At 69.0% G+C, this 15499-nt stretch carries 15 protein-coding genes; 12 read left to right on the forward strand and 3 right to left on the reverse strand.

Going from position 1 to position 15499, the window contains the following annotated elements; translation table 11 throughout:
* The first annotated feature begins 248 nt into the window (after nt 1-248).
* From RSA25_RS15335 to RSA25_RS15365, 7 genes are all read left to right on the forward strand, one after another.
* Nucleotides 249-1577, forward strand: coding sequence for a dicarboxylate/amino acid:cation symporter (locus RSA25_RS15335; protein WP_332809713.1), 1329 nt, complete (start codon nt 249-251; stop codon nt 1575-1577).
* A 259-nt stretch (nt 1578-1836) separates the two neighbouring features.
* Complete coding sequence (locus tag RSA25_RS15340; protein WP_332809714.1) at nt 1837-2364, forward strand: hypothetical protein; 528 nt, start codon at nt 1837-1839, stop codon at nt 2362-2364.
* Nucleotides 2361-3005, forward strand: coding sequence for a hypothetical protein (locus tag RSA25_RS15345; protein ID WP_332809715.1), 645 nt, complete (start codon nt 2361-2363; stop codon nt 3003-3005). Before RSA25_RS15340 ends, RSA25_RS15345 begins: the two co-directional genes overlap by 4 nt.
* 56 nt (nt 3006-3061) lie before the next feature.
* Nucleotides 3062-4510, forward strand: a complete 1449-nt coding sequence (locus tag RSA25_RS15350; RefSeq protein ID WP_332809716.1) for an adhesin — start codon at nt 3062-3064, stop codon at nt 4508-4510.
* 136 nt (nt 4511-4646) lie between these two features.
* Nucleotides 4647-5345, forward strand: a complete 699-nt coding sequence (locus RSA25_RS15355) for a C39 family peptidase (RefSeq protein WP_332809717.1) — start codon at nt 4647-4649, stop codon at nt 5343-5345.
* A gap of 8 nt (nt 5346-5353) precedes the next feature.
* Nucleotides 5354-6112: a hypothetical protein gene (locus RSA25_RS15360; protein ID WP_332809718.1), complete on the forward strand. Its 759-nt coding sequence runs from the start codon at nt 5354-5356 to the stop codon at nt 6110-6112.
* 48 nt (nt 6113-6160) lie between these two features.
* Entirely contained in the window at nt 6161-7474 is a 1314-nt protein-coding gene (locus RSA25_RS15365) for a hypothetical protein (RefSeq protein ID WP_332809719.1), read from the forward strand.
* A 323-nt stretch (nt 7475-7797) separates the two neighbouring features.
* Here the strand turns inward: RSA25_RS15365 and RSA25_RS15370 are convergent, their stop codons facing one another.
* The 3 genes from RSA25_RS15370 to RSA25_RS15380 form a co-directional block, all read right to left on the reverse strand.
* Entirely contained in the window at nt 7798-9135 is a 1338-nt protein-coding gene (locus tag RSA25_RS15370) for a sigma 54-interacting transcriptional regulator (protein WP_332809720.1), read from the reverse strand.
* 231 nt (nt 9136-9366) lie between these two features.
* Nucleotides 9367-10125: a C40 family peptidase gene (locus RSA25_RS15375; RefSeq protein WP_332809726.1), complete on the reverse strand. Its 759-nt coding sequence runs from the start codon at nt 10123-10125 to the stop codon at nt 9367-9369.
* A gap of 149 nt (nt 10126-10274) precedes the next feature.
* Entirely contained in the window at nt 10275-10802 is a 528-nt protein-coding gene (locus RSA25_RS15380; RefSeq protein WP_332809727.1) for a C40 family peptidase, read from the reverse strand.
* Nucleotides 10803-10912: 110 nt separating this feature from the next.
* Here RSA25_RS15380 and RSA25_RS15385 point away from each other — a divergent pair, with 110 nt between their 5' ends.
* The 5 genes from RSA25_RS15385 to RSA25_RS15405 all read left to right on the forward strand — a co-directional run.
* Nucleotides 10913-11392, forward strand: coding sequence for a peptidylprolyl isomerase (locus RSA25_RS15385; RefSeq protein ID WP_332809721.1), 480 nt, complete (start codon nt 10913-10915; stop codon nt 11390-11392).
* A gap of 121 nt (nt 11393-11513) precedes the next feature.
* The gene (locus tag RSA25_RS15390; protein ID WP_332809722.1) at nt 11514-12764 is read left to right on the forward strand and encodes a DUF418 domain-containing protein; all 1251 of its coding nucleotides are present in this window, start codon (nt 11514-11516) and stop codon (nt 12762-12764) included.
* A gap of 137 nt (nt 12765-12901) precedes the next feature.
* The gene (gorA, locus tag RSA25_RS15395; protein WP_332809723.1) at nt 12902-14260 is read left to right on the forward strand and encodes a glutathione-disulfide reductase; all 1359 of its coding nucleotides are present in this window, start codon (nt 12902-12904) and stop codon (nt 14258-14260) included.
* A 119-nt stretch (nt 14261-14379) separates the two neighbouring features.
* Nucleotides 14380-15300: a DMT family transporter gene (locus RSA25_RS15400; RefSeq protein WP_332809724.1), complete on the forward strand. Its 921-nt coding sequence runs from the start codon at nt 14380-14382 to the stop codon at nt 15298-15300.
* A partial coding sequence (locus RSA25_RS15405; RefSeq protein ID WP_332809725.1) for an MGMT family protein occupies nt 15297-15499 on the forward strand: 203 nt, incomplete at its 3' end. The genes RSA25_RS15400 and RSA25_RS15405, both read left to right, overlap by 4 nt.

A 15499-nucleotide genomic window follows, 5' to 3' on the forward strand; every position in this document is an offset into this window, starting at 1 on the left:
ACCGCGCCACGGGCGCCGGCGGCAGGGGAGGTGCTGGCGCAGGCGCCCAGCAGCAGGGTGGTGGCAATGGCAGCCACCAGGGACGTGGAACGGGACATGGACGCGCGTATCTCACATGTGAAACGGGCGTTCATTATGCAGAATGGCGCAAGGCACGCCGATGACACGCTGATTTTCCGTGTGCGCCTCGTGCCGCGGGGCCGCTTGGGCTAAGGTGCCCAGCTGTCGAATTCTTTTCTGGAAAGCTCATGAAGCTGGTGTCTGCGTGGTTGCGGATCCCGTTCTGGCAACGCGTGCTGGGCGGCTTCGTGCTCGGCGCCCTGGCCGGCTGGCTGCTGGGCCCGGCCGCCGAGGTCTGGTTCGGGCCGCTGGGCGAGCTGTACGTGACGCTGATCAAGATGATCGCGGTGCCGCTGGTGTTCTTCGCGGTGATCAACGCGATCTCCTCGCTGCATGGCCAGAAGTCGGTGGCCGCGCTGGGCGGGCGCACCTTCCTGTGGTTCATCATCACCGCCGCGCTGGCGGTATGCGTGGGCCTGGCGGTGGGCACCGTGATGCAGCCGGGCACGGGCAACCTCAGCCTGACCATGGACCACGGCTACACGCCGCGCGAAGCGCCCAGCGTGGTGAAGGTGCTCATGGACGTGGTGCCGTCCAACGTGTTCTACGCGCTGACCGGCATCGGGACGCGGGTCAACGCCGCCGGCGAGACCGTGCTGGCGGCCGGGCGAGGCTCGATCCTGCCGGTGATCTTCTTCGCCGGCTTGCTCGGCTTTGCGATGGTCAAGCTGGGCGACAAGGTCGCCGAGGCGCGCAAGCTGACCGGGCAGATGAGCGAGATCATGATCCAGGTGACCCGCTTCGTGCTGGAGATCACCCCGCTCGGCACCTTCGGGCTGATCGCCGGGCTGGTGGGCAGCTACGGCTTCGAGAAGCTGCTGCCGCTGGGTAATTTCGTGCTGGCGCTGTACGTGGCCTGCGCGCTGCACATCGTGGTGGTGTACGGCAGCCTGCTGCTGGCGCACGGCTTGAACCCGCTGAAGTTCTTCCGCGGCGCCGCGCCGGGCATGCAGGTGGCGTTCGTGAGCTCGTCCAGTTTCGCGGCGATGCCGGCGGCGATGCGGTCGATCACCCACAACCTGGGCGTCAACAAGGACTACGCGTCCTTCGCGGTGCCACTGGGAGCCAGCATCAAGATGGACGGGTGCGGGGCGATCTACCCGGCGCTGTGCGCGGTGTTCATCGCGCAGTACACCGGCGTGCCGCTGACCCCGGAGCAGTACATCGTGGTGCTGATCGCCTCGGTGCTGGGCAGCTTCGGCACCGCCGGCGTGCCGGGCACGGCGGTGGTGATGGCCACGGTGGTGCTGAGTGCGGCCAACCTGCCGCTGGAAACCATCGGCTACCTCTACGCCATCGACCGCATCCTGGACATGATGCGCACGATGACCAACGTGACCGGGCAGATGCTGGTGCCGGTGCTGGTGGCCAAGGAAACCGGGCTGCTGGAGCAGGCGGTGTACGACAACCCGTCCACCAACCTGGGCGTGGACGACCTGGAAAAACACGCCTCCTGAGTGGGGCGGGCCAAGCTGACCAGGCACTGTAACGGCTGTATCAGCAGGTGTAACAGCGCTGATACAGCCCGCCCCGGCCCAATGCCGGCGGCCTGGGCGCGATGTAAGCGCCGTGTTCAGGCGATGTAAATTCCAACGAATCTGTAACACCGTTGATCCGGCGTGCGTACCGCCGATGGCCTGCAAACCCCGTATTTGCTGGGTTTGAAAGTTGGCACGAATGCTGCGTTACCCCTCCGCATGTTTCGAGGAGGGCGCCATGGACAGCGTAGCCGTACGACGCATTACCCCCGCAGGCGGTTGGCTGTTGTTCGCCGCCCTGGCACTGCCGGTTGCCGCGCACGCCTCGGGCGCGCGCCAGGGCGTGAAGGCGCAGCCCGGTGAAATGGTGCTGCTGCGCGATGTCTCCACCCGGCCTGCCTACCGCCCCGCGCCACCGGGAATGGCGCTGATCGCCGAGCCCTCGCCCAAGCGCGAAGTGGGGCAGGCCCTGGGCACCTCGACCGGGATGGATGAACTGAGCGACGACGACTATGCCTCGCTCGGCTCCAACACCGGCAGCGGCGTGCACCACGGCCAGACCACCATCGAGCGGGTCACCGGCAACACGGTCAACGCCACCCTGGGCAAGGTCACCGACAGCGGCATGCTGTCCGGCGGCCAGTTCAGCAATGCCATCGGCGGGCCGATGGGCGCGGTGACCGGCGCCACCCGCGGCATCGGCGACCAGGTCCGCGGCGCGCTGGCGCAGTTCCCGCTGGGCCAGCCGGCAGGGCCGGGCAAATGAGCCGCCCGACCCTGGCCGCGCTGATCGCCGTGGCGCTGGTGCTGGCATCGCCGCTGCCGGCGCATGCGCAGCAGGCCGATGACTACGCGGCGATGCTCGGCTACCTCAACACCAGCCGCATCGACGGCCGCGCGCTGGCCGGGGCCAACGGCGCGATCACGGTCAACATGACCGCCGGCGACCTCAACCAGCAGGCCAACCTGCTGGGCATCGCCAACGGCCAGAACGCCCATATCGCGGTCAACGCGCGCCAGCGCCAGGCCGACAACCAGGTGCTGGACGAGGGCGCGATGCAGGCCAGCGCCACCCTCGGTGGGCAGGCACTGAACGGCGCCAGCGGCGTCGCCATGATCAACCAGGCCAGCGGGACCGGCAACGCGACGCTCAACGTCGTCACCGCCACGCTGGCGCAACAGGGCATACGCGAGTCGAACGACGAGGCCTTGGCCGCGTCGGGGGCGCTCGCGTCAGCAGGGGGGCAGGGGGCCGTCACTCGCGGTCGGCCGGCCGGAACCCGCAGCGTGGCGGTGGAAGGCACCGCGCTGCAGGGCTTCGACGGCGTCCTGCAACTCAATCAGATCGCGGGATCCGGCAACGCCACCGCAAACCAACTGAGCATCTCGGTGCAGTCCACCCCGTGAGTAGTCACATCCACCCGATTGTCTGTGATGAGAGAGAGGGCACCATGAACACCAACATGCACCGTACCGTATTGGCCATCGCGATCGCCGCCGCGTCCGCGTCGGTCGCCGCGCAGGACAACCAGAACCAGAGCGCGTTCATCAACCACCTGCACAACGTGGTGGAGACGCGCACCAACCTCAACACCAACGTCAACACCAATGTCGATACCAACGTTGACACCAACGTCAACACCGACATCGACACCAGCATCGAGACCAATACGCGCAACGACAACGATTCGCGTACCTGGAACCGCACCTGGAACAACACCCGCAACAACAACACCACCGACAACAGCAGCGTGACCCGCACCCGTGACGTCACCGTCAACGAGAACGTCAACAAGACCAGCAACATCCAGGCCGACGAGCGCCAGGAGAAGAACAACCACGGCGTAGCGGTGAACCTTGAGAAGGACATGCGCCTGAGCTCGGACGTGAACTTCTCTGGCGACCCGGAAATCACCGGCTCGATCGACCTGGATTCGGCGGCCATCGCGGTCATCGACAACCGCCAGTCGATCACCGAGAACGCCGCCTCCAACAGCCTGGTGACCAACAGCGCCTCGATCGCCGATGACGTCGGCTCCGATGCCTCGGGCAACCTCGGCTTCAACGTTGCCGCCGGCGACAACAACGCCCAGGACAACGCGGCTTCGCTGTCCGCGGCCGATGCGTCCTTCAGCTTCGGCATGGCCGACGCCGAAGTGTTCGTCAACCAGTACGGTGCCGGCAACACCACCCTCAACTCCGGCGTGACCAACGCCGCTGGCCTGGGTGGCAATGCCTTCAGCAACGCCTCGGGCAACATCGGTGCCAACGTGGCCTCGGGCAACAACAACGAGCAGAAGAACGCGCTCGCCGCCTCGGTAGCCACCAGTGCCTATGCCACCTCCAGCATCAGCTCCAACCAGGTCTCCACCGGCAACGCGGTCAGCAACGCCGGCTACCTGCGCTCCATGACCGACACGGTGGACGTGAGCCTGCGCGGTCGCGTTTCCGGCGGCACCCTGGCCTTCGGTGCCGGCACCTACAGCGGCAGCGGCAATGCCTACCAGAAGGACAACTACTACCTGGATACCTGGAATGGTGAACTCGACCATCCGAGTGGCAATGCAACCGGCCACATCGACATGGACAACGAGATCCAGAACGCAACACCCAACCCGAACCGGGATGGCGTGGGTGGCATCGCCTTCGATACGGATGAAGAAGGCACCAGCCGGTTCGTCGAACTGGGCGTGGCCGACCTGTACGCGAGCCTGAGCGGCACCGTCTCCACCACCCGCTGGGTGAACGTGGATGCGACCAACACCGCGGCGTTGTCCGGCAGTGCGTTCTCCGGCGCCTCCGGCAACATCGGGGTGAACGTGGCCGCCGGCACCGGCAACCTGCAGGCCAACAGCCTGGCCCTGGCGGTTGCCCAGCCCTCCACCGGGGGCGGTGGCGGCACCGGCGAGTAACACGTTGTCCGTTTTCGCAAGCAGTACGCGTTGAGCGCAACAAGCCCGGCCATCCGCCAATGGCCGGGTTCCCGGGGGCCCCTGTCCCATTCTCCCCCTTTGGGGCAGGGGCTCCTTCCTTATCCGGAGCCAGGCCATGTGGAAGCAGGCGGTGTGCGGGGCGTGGATGCTGTTGATGCTGCCCCTGGGCGCGGCGCGTGCCGGCGAGGTGGGCTTCAGTGGCGTGCTGCCCAATGGCGCGGTGCTCACCCAGCGCGTGGAGAGCATGCAGGAGCGGCGCTTCCGCAACGTGGTGCGGCAACACACCGACTACAGCTGTGGCGCGGCGGCCCTGGCCACCATCCTGCGATACGCCTACCACCTGGAGGCGGACGAAGGCACGGTGATCGAGGGAATGATGGGGGTCTCGGACCCGCAACTGGTCCATCAGCGCGGTTTCTCGCTGCTGGACATCAAGCGTTACGTGGAATCGATGGGCATGCGCGGGCGCGGTTACCGCGTCAACGAGGAGCGCCTGCGCTCACTGCGCGTGCCCGGATTGGTGTTGATGGATGTGCGCGGCTTCCGCCATTTCGTGGTCCTCAAACAGGTCCGCGACGATGTGGTGGACGTGGCCGACCCGATCCTGGGCAACCGCAGCATTCCCGTCAGCGAATTTCTCCAGGCGTGGCCGTCGCGGGCCGTGTTTGTCGTGATCGGCAGTGATTTCGATCGCAACACGGTGCTGCTGCAGCCTGGCGAACGGCCCAGTGCGCGTTCGCTGTATGCCCGGCAGGGGCCGATCACCGACGCGGAGTTGGTGGACTTCGGCTTCACCCATGCCGACTTGTTCTAGGAGGCTCCATGAACATCGCTAAATGGACGCGCGGCGTGCTGCTGCTCACCCTGTTGGGCGCCGCGCCCCTGCACGCGCAGGAGGGACGGCCCGGCAAGGGCCTCAACGAGATTCCCGATCCGGAACTGAACCTGATGCGCGGCCGTTACACCGTCAACGGCAGCAGCGTGGCCTGGTTCGGGGTCACCATGATCACCCAGTGGAACGGCGGCGGACAGGCCGCCCGCAGCGCGCTCACCCTGGGCATGGATTTCAGCAAGGGCGGGGCGCCCAAGGTGAGCTTCACGCCCTCGGTGACGGTCACCGCCGCCGACGCACCGCTGCCGGCCACGCCGGGGCGCAGCGTGGATGCCAGCGGGCTGCAGAACGTGGCCGGCCTGACCCAGAGCATCCAGGTGGCCGGCGACGGCAACGTGGCCAGCAACACCACCCAGCTCACCGTCCGCGACGGCCAGGCGCCGGAGGCCGGCAGCCAGGGCCAGACCCTGGCCAGTGTGCAGCACGGCGGGGTCAACGCGGTGGCGCAGCTGGACGGCAACAACGCCAAGGTGCAGCTGCAGATCGAAGGCGTCGGCGCGGTGCAGCAGTGGATCCGCAACGGCAGCGTCGGCCAGAGCATCGCCCTCGGCAGCGACGGCCAGGCGGTGAGCAACCGCATGCAGATCGATCTTGTCAGGCAGTCCCTGGCCAGCAACGTCCCGCTCAGCCAGAACGTGGCCCAGGCGATGACGCTGGTGCGGGGCGTGGGCATGGGGCCCGGCCAGTGATCCAGCGGCCGGGCAGGGGGAGTGACAACACAACCGTGGGCCAAGGCAATGCACACCTCGATTCGAGCAACACCGCTGGCGCTGGCGGCGCTGGCACTGATCGGCGCGGCCAGCGCACAGGCGCAGACCCCGCCGGCCGATCAGGCCGATCAGGCCGACGTCAAGGCATTGATGACGCAGCTTGAGACGCTCAAGGCCAACTACGCCCAGGAAGTGCGACGGCTGCGCGAACTGGACATGCAGGTGCAGGCCATGCAGGCGCGCCTGACCGGCAAGACCGCGCCGGTAGCCGGCGCCGGCAGCCCGCCGCCGCCGATGCCGGCCGGCACCCCGGCCGCCCCGCCCAGTGGCGAGGGCTATGCCAGCAGCGCTGCAGAGGCGCAGGAAGCCAAGCAGGCCTCGCGACGCAGCGTGGATGACGTCAAACAGCAGCAGGCCGCGTTGTTCAGCCGGCGCTTCACCGTCGAAAACAGCCTCACCTACGCACGCTATGACCGCAAGCAGGTCACCCTCAACGGCTTCCTGGCGCTGGATGCGATCTTCCTCGGCAACATCGCCATCGAGAATGTCGAGTCGGACACGCTCACCTACAACCTGGCCGCGCGCTGGGGCGTGAGCCCGCGCCTGACCCTCAACCTGGACGTGCCCTACCTGGCGCGCAAGACGGTGTTCCAGAAGGGCGGTGCCGGCGGTTCGGCCGCGGCGATCGCCCAGGAGGAGACCACCGGCACCGGCATCGGCGATGTCGGTGTGAGCGCCAATTACCGGTTGTTCGCCGAGCATGGCCGCTGGCCGGAAACGGTGCTGACCGTCGGCGCCACCGCCCCGACCGGGCGCGCGCCCTACGGGGTGGACTGGAAGGTGCTCGAGCGCGACGACGACGACTTCATCCGCTTTGCCGTGCCCGAACAACAGCCCACCGGCAACGGCGTCTGGCAGGCCAACGTGGGCCTGTCGGCGGTCAAGACCGCCGACCCGGCGATCCTGTTCGCCAACCTGGGCTACATCCATTCCTTCGCGCGCAGCTTCGATGACCTGGACGCCAACCCGGACACGGTCAACCCGGGCGAGGTGAAACTGGGCGGGTCGTACTACTTCGGCGCCGGCGTGGCCTTCGCCTTCAACGAGCGCACCAGCCTGAGCATTTCCTTCAGCGACAAGCTGAGCAGCCGCGCCTCCACCCGCTACCGCAACGGCCAGTGGCTCAAGGTGATCGGCAGCGACGCCAATGCCGGCACGCTCAACCTGGGCATCACCTATGCGCTCAACCGCAACACCACGCTGGTGAGCATGCTCGGCATCGGCCTGACCCCGGATGCGCCGGACTTTACGTTGGCGTTCAAAGTGCCGTACATGTTGTGAGCGCTTGCGCTCACAGCATGCCTCGCATTCCTCCTAAACCCCGCGCCTTCGGCGCGCGACCTCCCGTACCGGGAGGTCTATTGCATTCCACCTAAACCCCGCGCCTTCGGCGCGCCCCCTTTAACAAAAAGGGGGCTCCTCGTCTGACGGGGATGCGGAGCGGTGCTGATGGAAGGGGCCCAGCAGGACGCGGTAGTGCCACGCCATGCGTGGCAACCGCCAGCCCGCACGATCCAACCCCGGGTAATGCCACGCCATGCGTGGCAACCCACACCCCGCGCGCCAACCCACCCCCCGCGCGATGCCGCAACGCGGGCGAGGCCTCAGCGCAATTCCGGCAGGGCGAGCTGGTGCTTGCGGCAGAGGCGGTAGACGGTTACCCGGGAGACCTGCATCTGGCGGGCGCAGGCGGTGATGTTGAAGTCGCTCTGGCGCAGGGCGCGGAGCAGGGTCTCGCGCTCGGCGAGCTGGCGGGCGTCGTGCAGCATCTTCTGCGGGAGGTCGCGCTGGGCGGCGGCCAGCTCGAGGTCGGTGGCACCGATCAACTCGCCTTCGCAGACGATCGCCGCGCGCTGCACACGGTTGAGCAGCTCGCGCACGTTGCCGGGCCAGTTGAAACGCTCCATGGCGCGGGTAGCCTCGCTGCTGAAGCCGCGCGCGCGGGTCACGTGGCGGTCGCGGAAGCTGGCCAGGAAGTGGTGGGCCAGCCGCATGATGTCGCCGCCGCGGTCGCGCAGCGCCGGCATCGGCAGGCGCAGCACGTTGAGGCGATAGAACAGGTCGCGGCGGAACTGGCCGCGTTCCACCGCCTGCTCCAGGTCCACGTGGGTGGCGGCCAGCACGCGCACATCCACCGCCAGCGGGCGGTTGCTGCCCACCCGCTCGACCGTGCCTTCCTGCAGCACGCGCAGCAGGCTGGTCTGCGCGTCCAGCGGCAGGTCGCCGATCTCATCCAGGAACACGGTGCCGCCGTTGGCCGTCTCGAACAGGCCCAGGCGGCGGCTGGCCGCGCCGGTGAAGGCGCCACGCTCATGGCCGAACAGTTCGGACTGCACCAGCGCCGCGGGAATGGCGCCGCAGTTCACCGCCAGGAACGGATGCGCCTGGCGCGGCGACAGGGCGTGCAGGGCCTGCGCGGCCAGTTCCTTGCCGGTGCCGGTTTCGCCGGTGATCAGCACCGGCAGGTCGACCGGGGCGAACTTGCGGATCGCCCCGCGCGCCACCTGCAGCACCGCGCTGTCGCCGATGAGCTGCTGCGGGCCCGCCGCGGCGGGCGGCGACGGATCGCCGGCCAGCTCCTGCAGGCGCTGCACGATGCGGCCCAGCTCGACCGGCGCGGTCCAGGTCTCCACGCAGGCGGCCAGCAGCGGCTGCAGCGCCAGCGGCACGGCGGCAGGGCCGGCGGGCAGGATCGCCAGGAGGGTCATGTGCCGGTGTTCGTCCAGCAGCACCTGCAGCCGGCCCAGGTTGGACGGCGCACGGTTGCGCAGGTCGAGCAGGCCGACCACCTGGTCGTTGCCGCGCATGCCGATGGCCACGCACTCGTCACTGGCCACGCCCCGCACCTGCCAGCCGGCGGCCGCCAGGGCCGTGCGCTCGGCCGCCTGTGGTTGCCCAAACCAGATCACACACCGGGCCGGAAAATCAGGGACTGCCGCCATGCGTCACCTTGCCGAGGAAGTGCACGGGCGGAATCTGGTGCGGGTCCGGCGCCTGGACGTGCCGCCCCACGTCCGGGTCCGCAGCCTGGCCGGACCGGCCGGCAGGCCGTTGGGAAAGCTGGCAATGTTCAAACAACATGAGGGACAACGCAGGCTGGGGCCGGCAGCGGCCATTAAAAAAGCCGCTGCAGGGGGCAGCGGCTTTTCGGGGGTGCGGTGACGCGGGTCGGCTTACAGGTCGACGCGGCGGGCCTGCATGAACTTGCCGCTCCAGTAGCCGGTCATCAGGCTGTCCACGCGGACGTCCTTGCCGGTGCTGGGGGCGTGCAGGAAGCGGCCTTCACCCACGTAGATGCCGACGTGGTCGACCCGGCCCTTGCGGCCGAAGAACACCAGGTCGCCGGCGGCCAGCGCGGTGCGGTCATTGATCAGTTCGGCTTCGCCGTCGTGGGCCATTTCGCGCGAGACGCGCGGCAGTTCGATGCCCAGCGCGGTCTTGAACACGTAGCCGACCAGGCCGCTGCAGTCGAAACCGCTGTCCGGCGAGGTGCCGCCCCAGCGGTACGGGGTGCCCAGCAGGGTCATGGCACGGCGCAGCAGCGACTGCACCTTGCCGTTGTCGGCGGCGCCGCCGACCACCGTGCCGGTGGCACCGGTGCTGGCATCGTAGTTGGCGAGCAGGCGGCTCAGGTCGCCGGCGAACATCGCCGAGCGGTCCATGAGGGGGATGGTGTCGTTGGCGGCCAGGTGCGGGAGCAGGGCGGCGAGGGTGGCGCTGGCAGCGGCATCGGCCTTGCTGCGGGCGGGGGCGTCAGCCTTGGGCTTGGCCACCACCGGGGATTCGGTGCTGCTGGCGCCGGCCGAAGCGGCATCGACAGCGGCGGCCGGTGCGGTCTGGGCCCAGGCCGGGAGGCTGGCCAGGCAGAGCGCGAGGGCGAGGAAAACGGGTCGGGTGTTACGCCTGGGGGTGGCGGTCTGGCCTTGGCAAATCCGGTCGGCTGTCGTCACGCGGCGGTCACTGAATAAAAACGATGGGTGATGATGCCGTGTAAGAACGGTGATTAGGTACAAATTTCGTTAAAATTCCGTTTACAAACACGTGATCCGCGTCACAAATTTAGCCCTTACCCCTGTTCAGCTTAGTGCAGGACGCGTTTCGCCCCCGTGTAGTGGTCCTTCCAGTAGGGGCCGCCGAGGGAGTCCAGGCGGACCGTGCCGCCGGTGCTGGGTGCGTGCACGAAGCGGCCTTCACCCACATAGATGCCCACGTGGGAGACGTTGCCGCGGCTGCCGAAAAACACCAGGTCGCCCGGGGCCAGCCGGGTCGGCTCGATCTTCGGGCCCTGCACCGCGGCCAGGTCGCGCGAGGTGCGCGGCAGCTTGAGGTCCAGCATCTCCCGGTACACATAGGCCACCAGGCCGCTGCAGTCGAAGCCGGACTCGGGCGTGTTGCCGCCATAGCGGTAGGGCGTGCCGACCAGGCCGATGGCGCGCATCAGCACCGCGTTGGCGGCCTGCGGATCGTTCGGGGCCACCGTCGGCCAGACCTGGGTGGTGGCCGGCGGGGCGGCCGGGCGGGTGGTCTTGCCGCCGCCGCAGGCGCTCAACAGGAGCACGGCGGCCAGCGAGGCAAGGCGCAATGCGGGCGAAACTGGCGTCAGCTGCATGATGTCCGGATAATGCGCCACCTCAGGAGGCCGTCATGATGGCGGCGTATCCGGCGGGGGACAACCCGCCCCACCCGTCTGCCATCGGCAGCGACCAGCCAGAGTTGCGCATGAAGATCGAAAAAGACAGCGTCGTCCGTTTCCACTACACCGTTTCCGAGCAGGGCCAGGAGCCGATCGAGAGCTCGAAGGACCGTGATCCGCTGGCGATCCTGATCGGCCACGGCAACATCATCCCGGGCCTGGAAAACGCCATGATGGACAAGGAAGCCGGCGCCAGCTTCGAGGTCGACGTCAAGGCGGCCGATGCCTATGGCGAGCGCCGCGAGGGCCTGACCCAGCGCGTGCCCAAGAAGCACTTCGGCACCACCAGGCTGGTTCCGGGCCAGCAGGTCGTGCTGCAGACCAACTTCGGCCCGCGTGCGGTCACCGTGGAAAAGGTCGGCATGAGCGTGGTCGACGTCGACCTGAACCACCCGATGGCCGGCAAGGACCTGCATTTCGCCGTCGAGATCGTCGATGTGCGTGCCGCGGCCGCCGAAGAGCTGGAGCACGGCCACGTGCACGGCGACGGTGGCCACCAGCACTGAGTGCACCACGTGCGGCGCCGCTGATCGGCGCTGACCGTTTCCTGCAACGGCCCGCTTCGGCGGGCCGTTGCGTATGCGTCGTCCTGCCGCACCGGGGCACGTGCCCCGGTGCGACGGCATAATGGCCGCCCCGGCCCACGGACTGCCTGTGAACACCGCTTCCCTTTCCCTGCAGCCGGTCGCCGTCGGCGACCGCATCGCGGTGCTGGACATCCTGCGCGGATTCGCCCTGCTGGGCATCCTGCTGATGAACATGGAGGCCTTCAGCGGGCCGCTGGACCTGGCCTTCACCGGCGTGGACCCGCACTGGCAGGGCCTGGACTACTGGGCGGACGCGGCCATCTACGTGCTGGTGCAGGGCAAGTTCTTCACCCTGTTTTCGCTGTTGTTCGGCGCCGGCTTTGCGATCATGGCCCAGCGCGCCGAGGCCGCGCGCCGCGCGTTCGTGCCGTTCTACCTGCGCCGCAGCGCGGCGCTGCTGCTGATCGGGGCGTGCCACGCCCTGCTGGTCTGGTCCGGCGACATCCTGGTGGTCTACGCCCTGGTATCGCTGCCGCTGCTGGCCTGCCGCGAGGCACCCACGCGCTGGCTGCCGGCCATGGGCGTGCTCACCTATCTGTGCGCGGCGGCACTGATGCTGCTGCTGGGGGCGTTGATGGGGCTGGAGGCGCGGCTGGAGCCGGGCAATGCGCAGGTGCAGGCGGCGATCGACAGTGCCCGGCACACCATCGACCTGCAGCGCCAGGCGTACGCGCACGGCAGCTATGGCCAGGCGGTGGCGCAGCGCCTGCGCGACACGCTGGCCCAGCTGGAGGGGGTGGTGGTGATCGGGCCGGAAGTGCTGGGCATGTTCCTGATCGGCAGCTGGTTCGCGCGCAGCGGTGCGCTGGCCGACCCGGCGCGGTTTGCCCGCCTGTACCGCCGGCTGCGCTGGGGCGCGCTGCCGCTGGGGCTGGTGCTGATGCTGGCCAGCGCCGTCTGGCATCCCTACCTGGCCCCCGGGACGTTCACCCCCGCCAGTGGCGCGGCGTTTGCGCTGACCTCGGTGGCCTCGCTGCTGATGTGCCTGGGCTACCTGGCCTGGATCGTGCACCTGCGCGCGCGCCTGCAGTGGCTGGCCCCGATGGGGCGCATGGCGCTGACCCAGTACATCGTCCAGTCGCTGGTGTGCACCGGGGTGTTCTATGGCTATGGGCTGGGCGCCTTCGAGCAGATGCCGCGGGCCTGGCAGGTGCCGTTCGCGGTGGCCCTGTTCGCCGTGCAGGTGCTGCTGAGCCACCTGTGGCTGCGGGCGTTCCGCTTCGGCCCGCTGGAGTGGGCGTGGCGGGCGATGACGTACCTGCAGTGGCCGCCGTTGCGCTGCCGCGCCTGAACGCGCACGGCGGCGCGCACCGCTGAAACGCCCCCTTTCCCGGGCACGCCCTCACGTCTGGCTCGCGGCCGGGCATGGCATGCTCGTGGCCTGCAGGCGCCCGGCGTCCTGCCCCTTATTCCGTTGAGCGATTCCTGATGAGCAAGCATTACGACTATGACCTGATCGTGCTGGGCGGTGGCTCCGGCGGATTGGCCGCCGCGTTCCGCGCCGCACAGCACGGCCAGCGCGTGGCCCTGCTGGAACCGGGCGAGTTGGGCGGCACCTGCGTCAACGTCGGCTGCGTGCCGAAGAAGGCGATGTGGCTGGCCGCCGACCTGGCCGGCAGGATCGGCATGGCCGCGGCGATGGGGTTCGACGTGCCGGTGCGGCCCACGCTGGACTGGAAGGAACTGGTGGTGCACCGCCAGGCCTATATCGCCAACATCCACGCCAGCTACCTCAAGCGGCTGGACGAGAACAAGGTGGTGCGCGTGCCGCGGCGCGGGCGCCTGCTGGATGCGCACACGGTGGCCTGCAGCGACGGCGTGCAGATCAGCGCCGCGCACATCCTCATCGCCACCGGCGCGCATCCGCAGCGCCCGGACATCCCCGGTGCCGAGCGCGGCGCGGTGTCCGATGACTTCTTCAACCTGTGCGACGCGCCGGCGCGCGTGGCCATCGTCGGCGGCGGCTACATCGCCGTGGAGCTGGCCGGGCTGCTGCAGGCGCTGGGCAGCCGGGTGACGCTGCTGGTGCGCGGCACGCGGTTGCTGGAGCGCTTCGATGCGGAGCTGACCGCGCAACTGGCCGAGAACCTGCGCCACCAGGGCGTGCAGGTGCATTTCGACTACCGCCTGCGCGAACTGCGCGGCGGCGAGGGCGGCACGGTGGTGGCCTACGGCCATGACGGCCCGCACGAGGCCGCGTTCGACCAGCTGTTCTTCGCCACCGGCCGCCGCGGCAACAGCGCCGGGCTGGGCCTGGAGGCGCTGGGCATCCAGGTGGGCGACAAGGGCGAGGTGGAGGTGGACGCGTGGCAGACCACGGCCGTGCCCAGCGTGCATGCGGTGGGCGATATCGCCGGCAAGGTGGGGCTGACCCCGGTGGCGATCGCGGCCGCGCGCAAGCTGATGGATCGCCTGTTTGGCGGTGATCCGCAGGCGAAGATGGACTACTGCAACGTGGCCAGCGTGGTGTTCTCGCACCCGGCGCTGGGCGCGGTGGGCCTGAGCGAGGAGGAGGCGCGCGCGCAGCACGACGATGTGCGGGTGTACCGCAGCAACTTCCGCCCGATGCTGCAGGCCTTGTCCGACGGCACCCAGCGCAGCCTGTTCAAGCTGGTGTGCGTGGGCGAGGACGAGCGCGTGGTAGGCGTGCATCTGCTGGGCGAGGCCGCCGATGAAATCCTGCAGGGCTTCGCGCTGGCGGTCAAAATGGGCGTGACCAAGGCGCAGTTCGACGACACCGTGGCCATCCACCCCACCTCGGCCGAAGAAGTGGTGCTGATGCGCTGACCGCGCATCACCCCAAGCCCGGTGGTGCCACGCCAGGCGTGGCAACCCCGCCGCGCCCGCATGCGACAATCCACTCCCCCTGCTGATCCGGCCGCCGCGCGCGGCCGTCTGCCGTCCTGATGCCGCCCTCCGTTTCCTCGCTGCCCACGTCCTCGCCACGCATCGCCGCCGGCGGCATCGCGCTGGCCGCGGTCGGTGCCATCGCCGCCTCCGGCAAGGCGGTGATCGTCAAGCTGGCCTACCGGCACGGCGTGGATGCCACCACGCTGCTGGCGTTGCGCATGCTGATGGCGTTCCCGCTGTTCGCGCTGCTGGCGGTGTGGTCCTCGCGCCGCGCCGACGCGCTGTCGTGGGGCGATCGCGGCCGCGTGGTGTGGCTGGGTTTCACCGGCTATTACCTGTCCAGCCTGCTCGATTTCGAAGGCCTGCAGTACATCAGCGTGACCCTCGAACGGCTGATCCTCTATCTCAATCCCACCCTGGTGCTGCTGATCAGCCTGGTGCTGCTGAAGAAGCGGCCCGGGCGCTGGCAGCTGGCGGCGCTGGCGCTGAGTTACCTGGGCGTGCTGCTGGCCTTCGGCCACGACCTGCAGCGCGAAGGCGGGCGCATCCTGCTGGGCAGCGCGCTGGTGCTGGGCAGTGCGCTCAGCTATGCGCTGTACCTGTTCGGCAGCGGCCAGGTGGTGGCGCGGGTCGGCGCAATCCGCCTGACCGCCTACGCCAGTTGCGTGGCCTGCGTGCTGTGCGTGCTGCATTTCGCGGTGCTGCACCCGCTGGCCGCGCTGGGCCAGGCGCCGGCGCCGGTGTATGCGCTGTCGCTGGTCAACGCCACGCTGTGCACGGTGCTGCCGGTGCTGGCGATCATGCTGGCGGTGAAGCGGATCGGCTCGTCGCTGGCCGCCCAGGTGGGTATGCTCGGGCCGGTATCCACCATCGTGATGAGTCTATGGCTGCTCGACGAACCCATGGGCCCCTGGCAGATCCTGGGGACGGCACTGGTGCTGGTCGGCGTGCTGCTGGTCAGCCGCGTGCGCGCATGACCCCGGCCGCCGAGGCGGGCGAGGACCCCGCCGCGCAGGCACGCGAACGCATCCTCGCGGTGATCCGCGCCATCCCGCGCGGGCAGGTGATGGGCTACGGTCAGGTGGCGGCCAAGGCCGGCCTGCCGGGCCGGGCGCGGCTGACCGCCCGCGTGCTGGGCATGAACGAGGATCCGCAGTTGCCGTGGCACCGGGTGCT

Origin of the sequence: Stenotrophomonas sp., assembly GCF_036662295.1 — a bacterium.
GTDB lineage: Bacteria > Pseudomonadota > Gammaproteobacteria > Xanthomonadales > Xanthomonadaceae > Stenotrophomonas.

Coding starts and splice junctions, on each gene's coding strand:
- gorA (WP_332809723.1), top strand. CDS start 12,902: ATGAGCAAGCATTACGACTATGACCTGATCGTGCTGGGCGGTGGCTCC.
- RSA25_RS15385 (WP_332809721.1), top strand. CDS start 10,913: ATGAAGATCGAAAAAGACAGCGTCGTCCGTTTCCACTACACCGTTTCC.
- RSA25_RS15370 (WP_332809720.1), bottom strand. CDS start 9,135: ATGGCGGCAGTCCCTGATTTTCCGGCCCGGTGTGTGATCTGGTTTGGG.
- RSA25_RS15380 (WP_332809727.1), bottom strand. CDS start 10,802: ATGCAGCTGACGCCAGTTTCGCCCGCATTGCGCCTTGCCTCGCTGGCC.
- RSA25_RS15365 (WP_332809719.1), top strand. CDS start 6,161: ATGCACACCTCGATTCGAGCAACACCGCTGGCGCTGGCGGCGCTGGCA.
- RSA25_RS15360 (WP_332809718.1), top strand. CDS start 5,354: ATGAACATCGCTAAATGGACGCGCGGCGTGCTGCTGCTCACCCTGTTG.
- RSA25_RS15400 (WP_332809724.1), top strand. CDS start 14,380: ATGCCGCCCTCCGTTTCCTCGCTGCCCACGTCCTCGCCACGCATCGCC.
- RSA25_RS15350 (WP_332809716.1), top strand. CDS start 3,062: ATGCACCGTACCGTATTGGCCATCGCGATCGCCGCCGCGTCCGCGTCG.
- RSA25_RS15340 (WP_332809714.1), top strand. CDS start 1,837: ATGGACAGCGTAGCCGTACGACGCATTACCCCCGCAGGCGGTTGGCTG.
- RSA25_RS15335 (WP_332809713.1), top strand. CDS start 249: ATGAAGCTGGTGTCTGCGTGGTTGCGGATCCCGTTCTGGCAACGCGTG.
- RSA25_RS15390 (WP_332809722.1), top strand. CDS start 11,514: ATGGCCGCCCCGGCCCACGGACTGCCTGTGAACACCGCTTCCCTTTCC.
- RSA25_RS15345 (WP_332809715.1), top strand. CDS start 2,361: ATGAGCCGCCCGACCCTGGCCGCGCTGATCGCCGTGGCGCTGGTGCTG.
- RSA25_RS15355 (WP_332809717.1), top strand. CDS start 4,647: ATGTGGAAGCAGGCGGTGTGCGGGGCGTGGATGCTGTTGATGCTGCCC.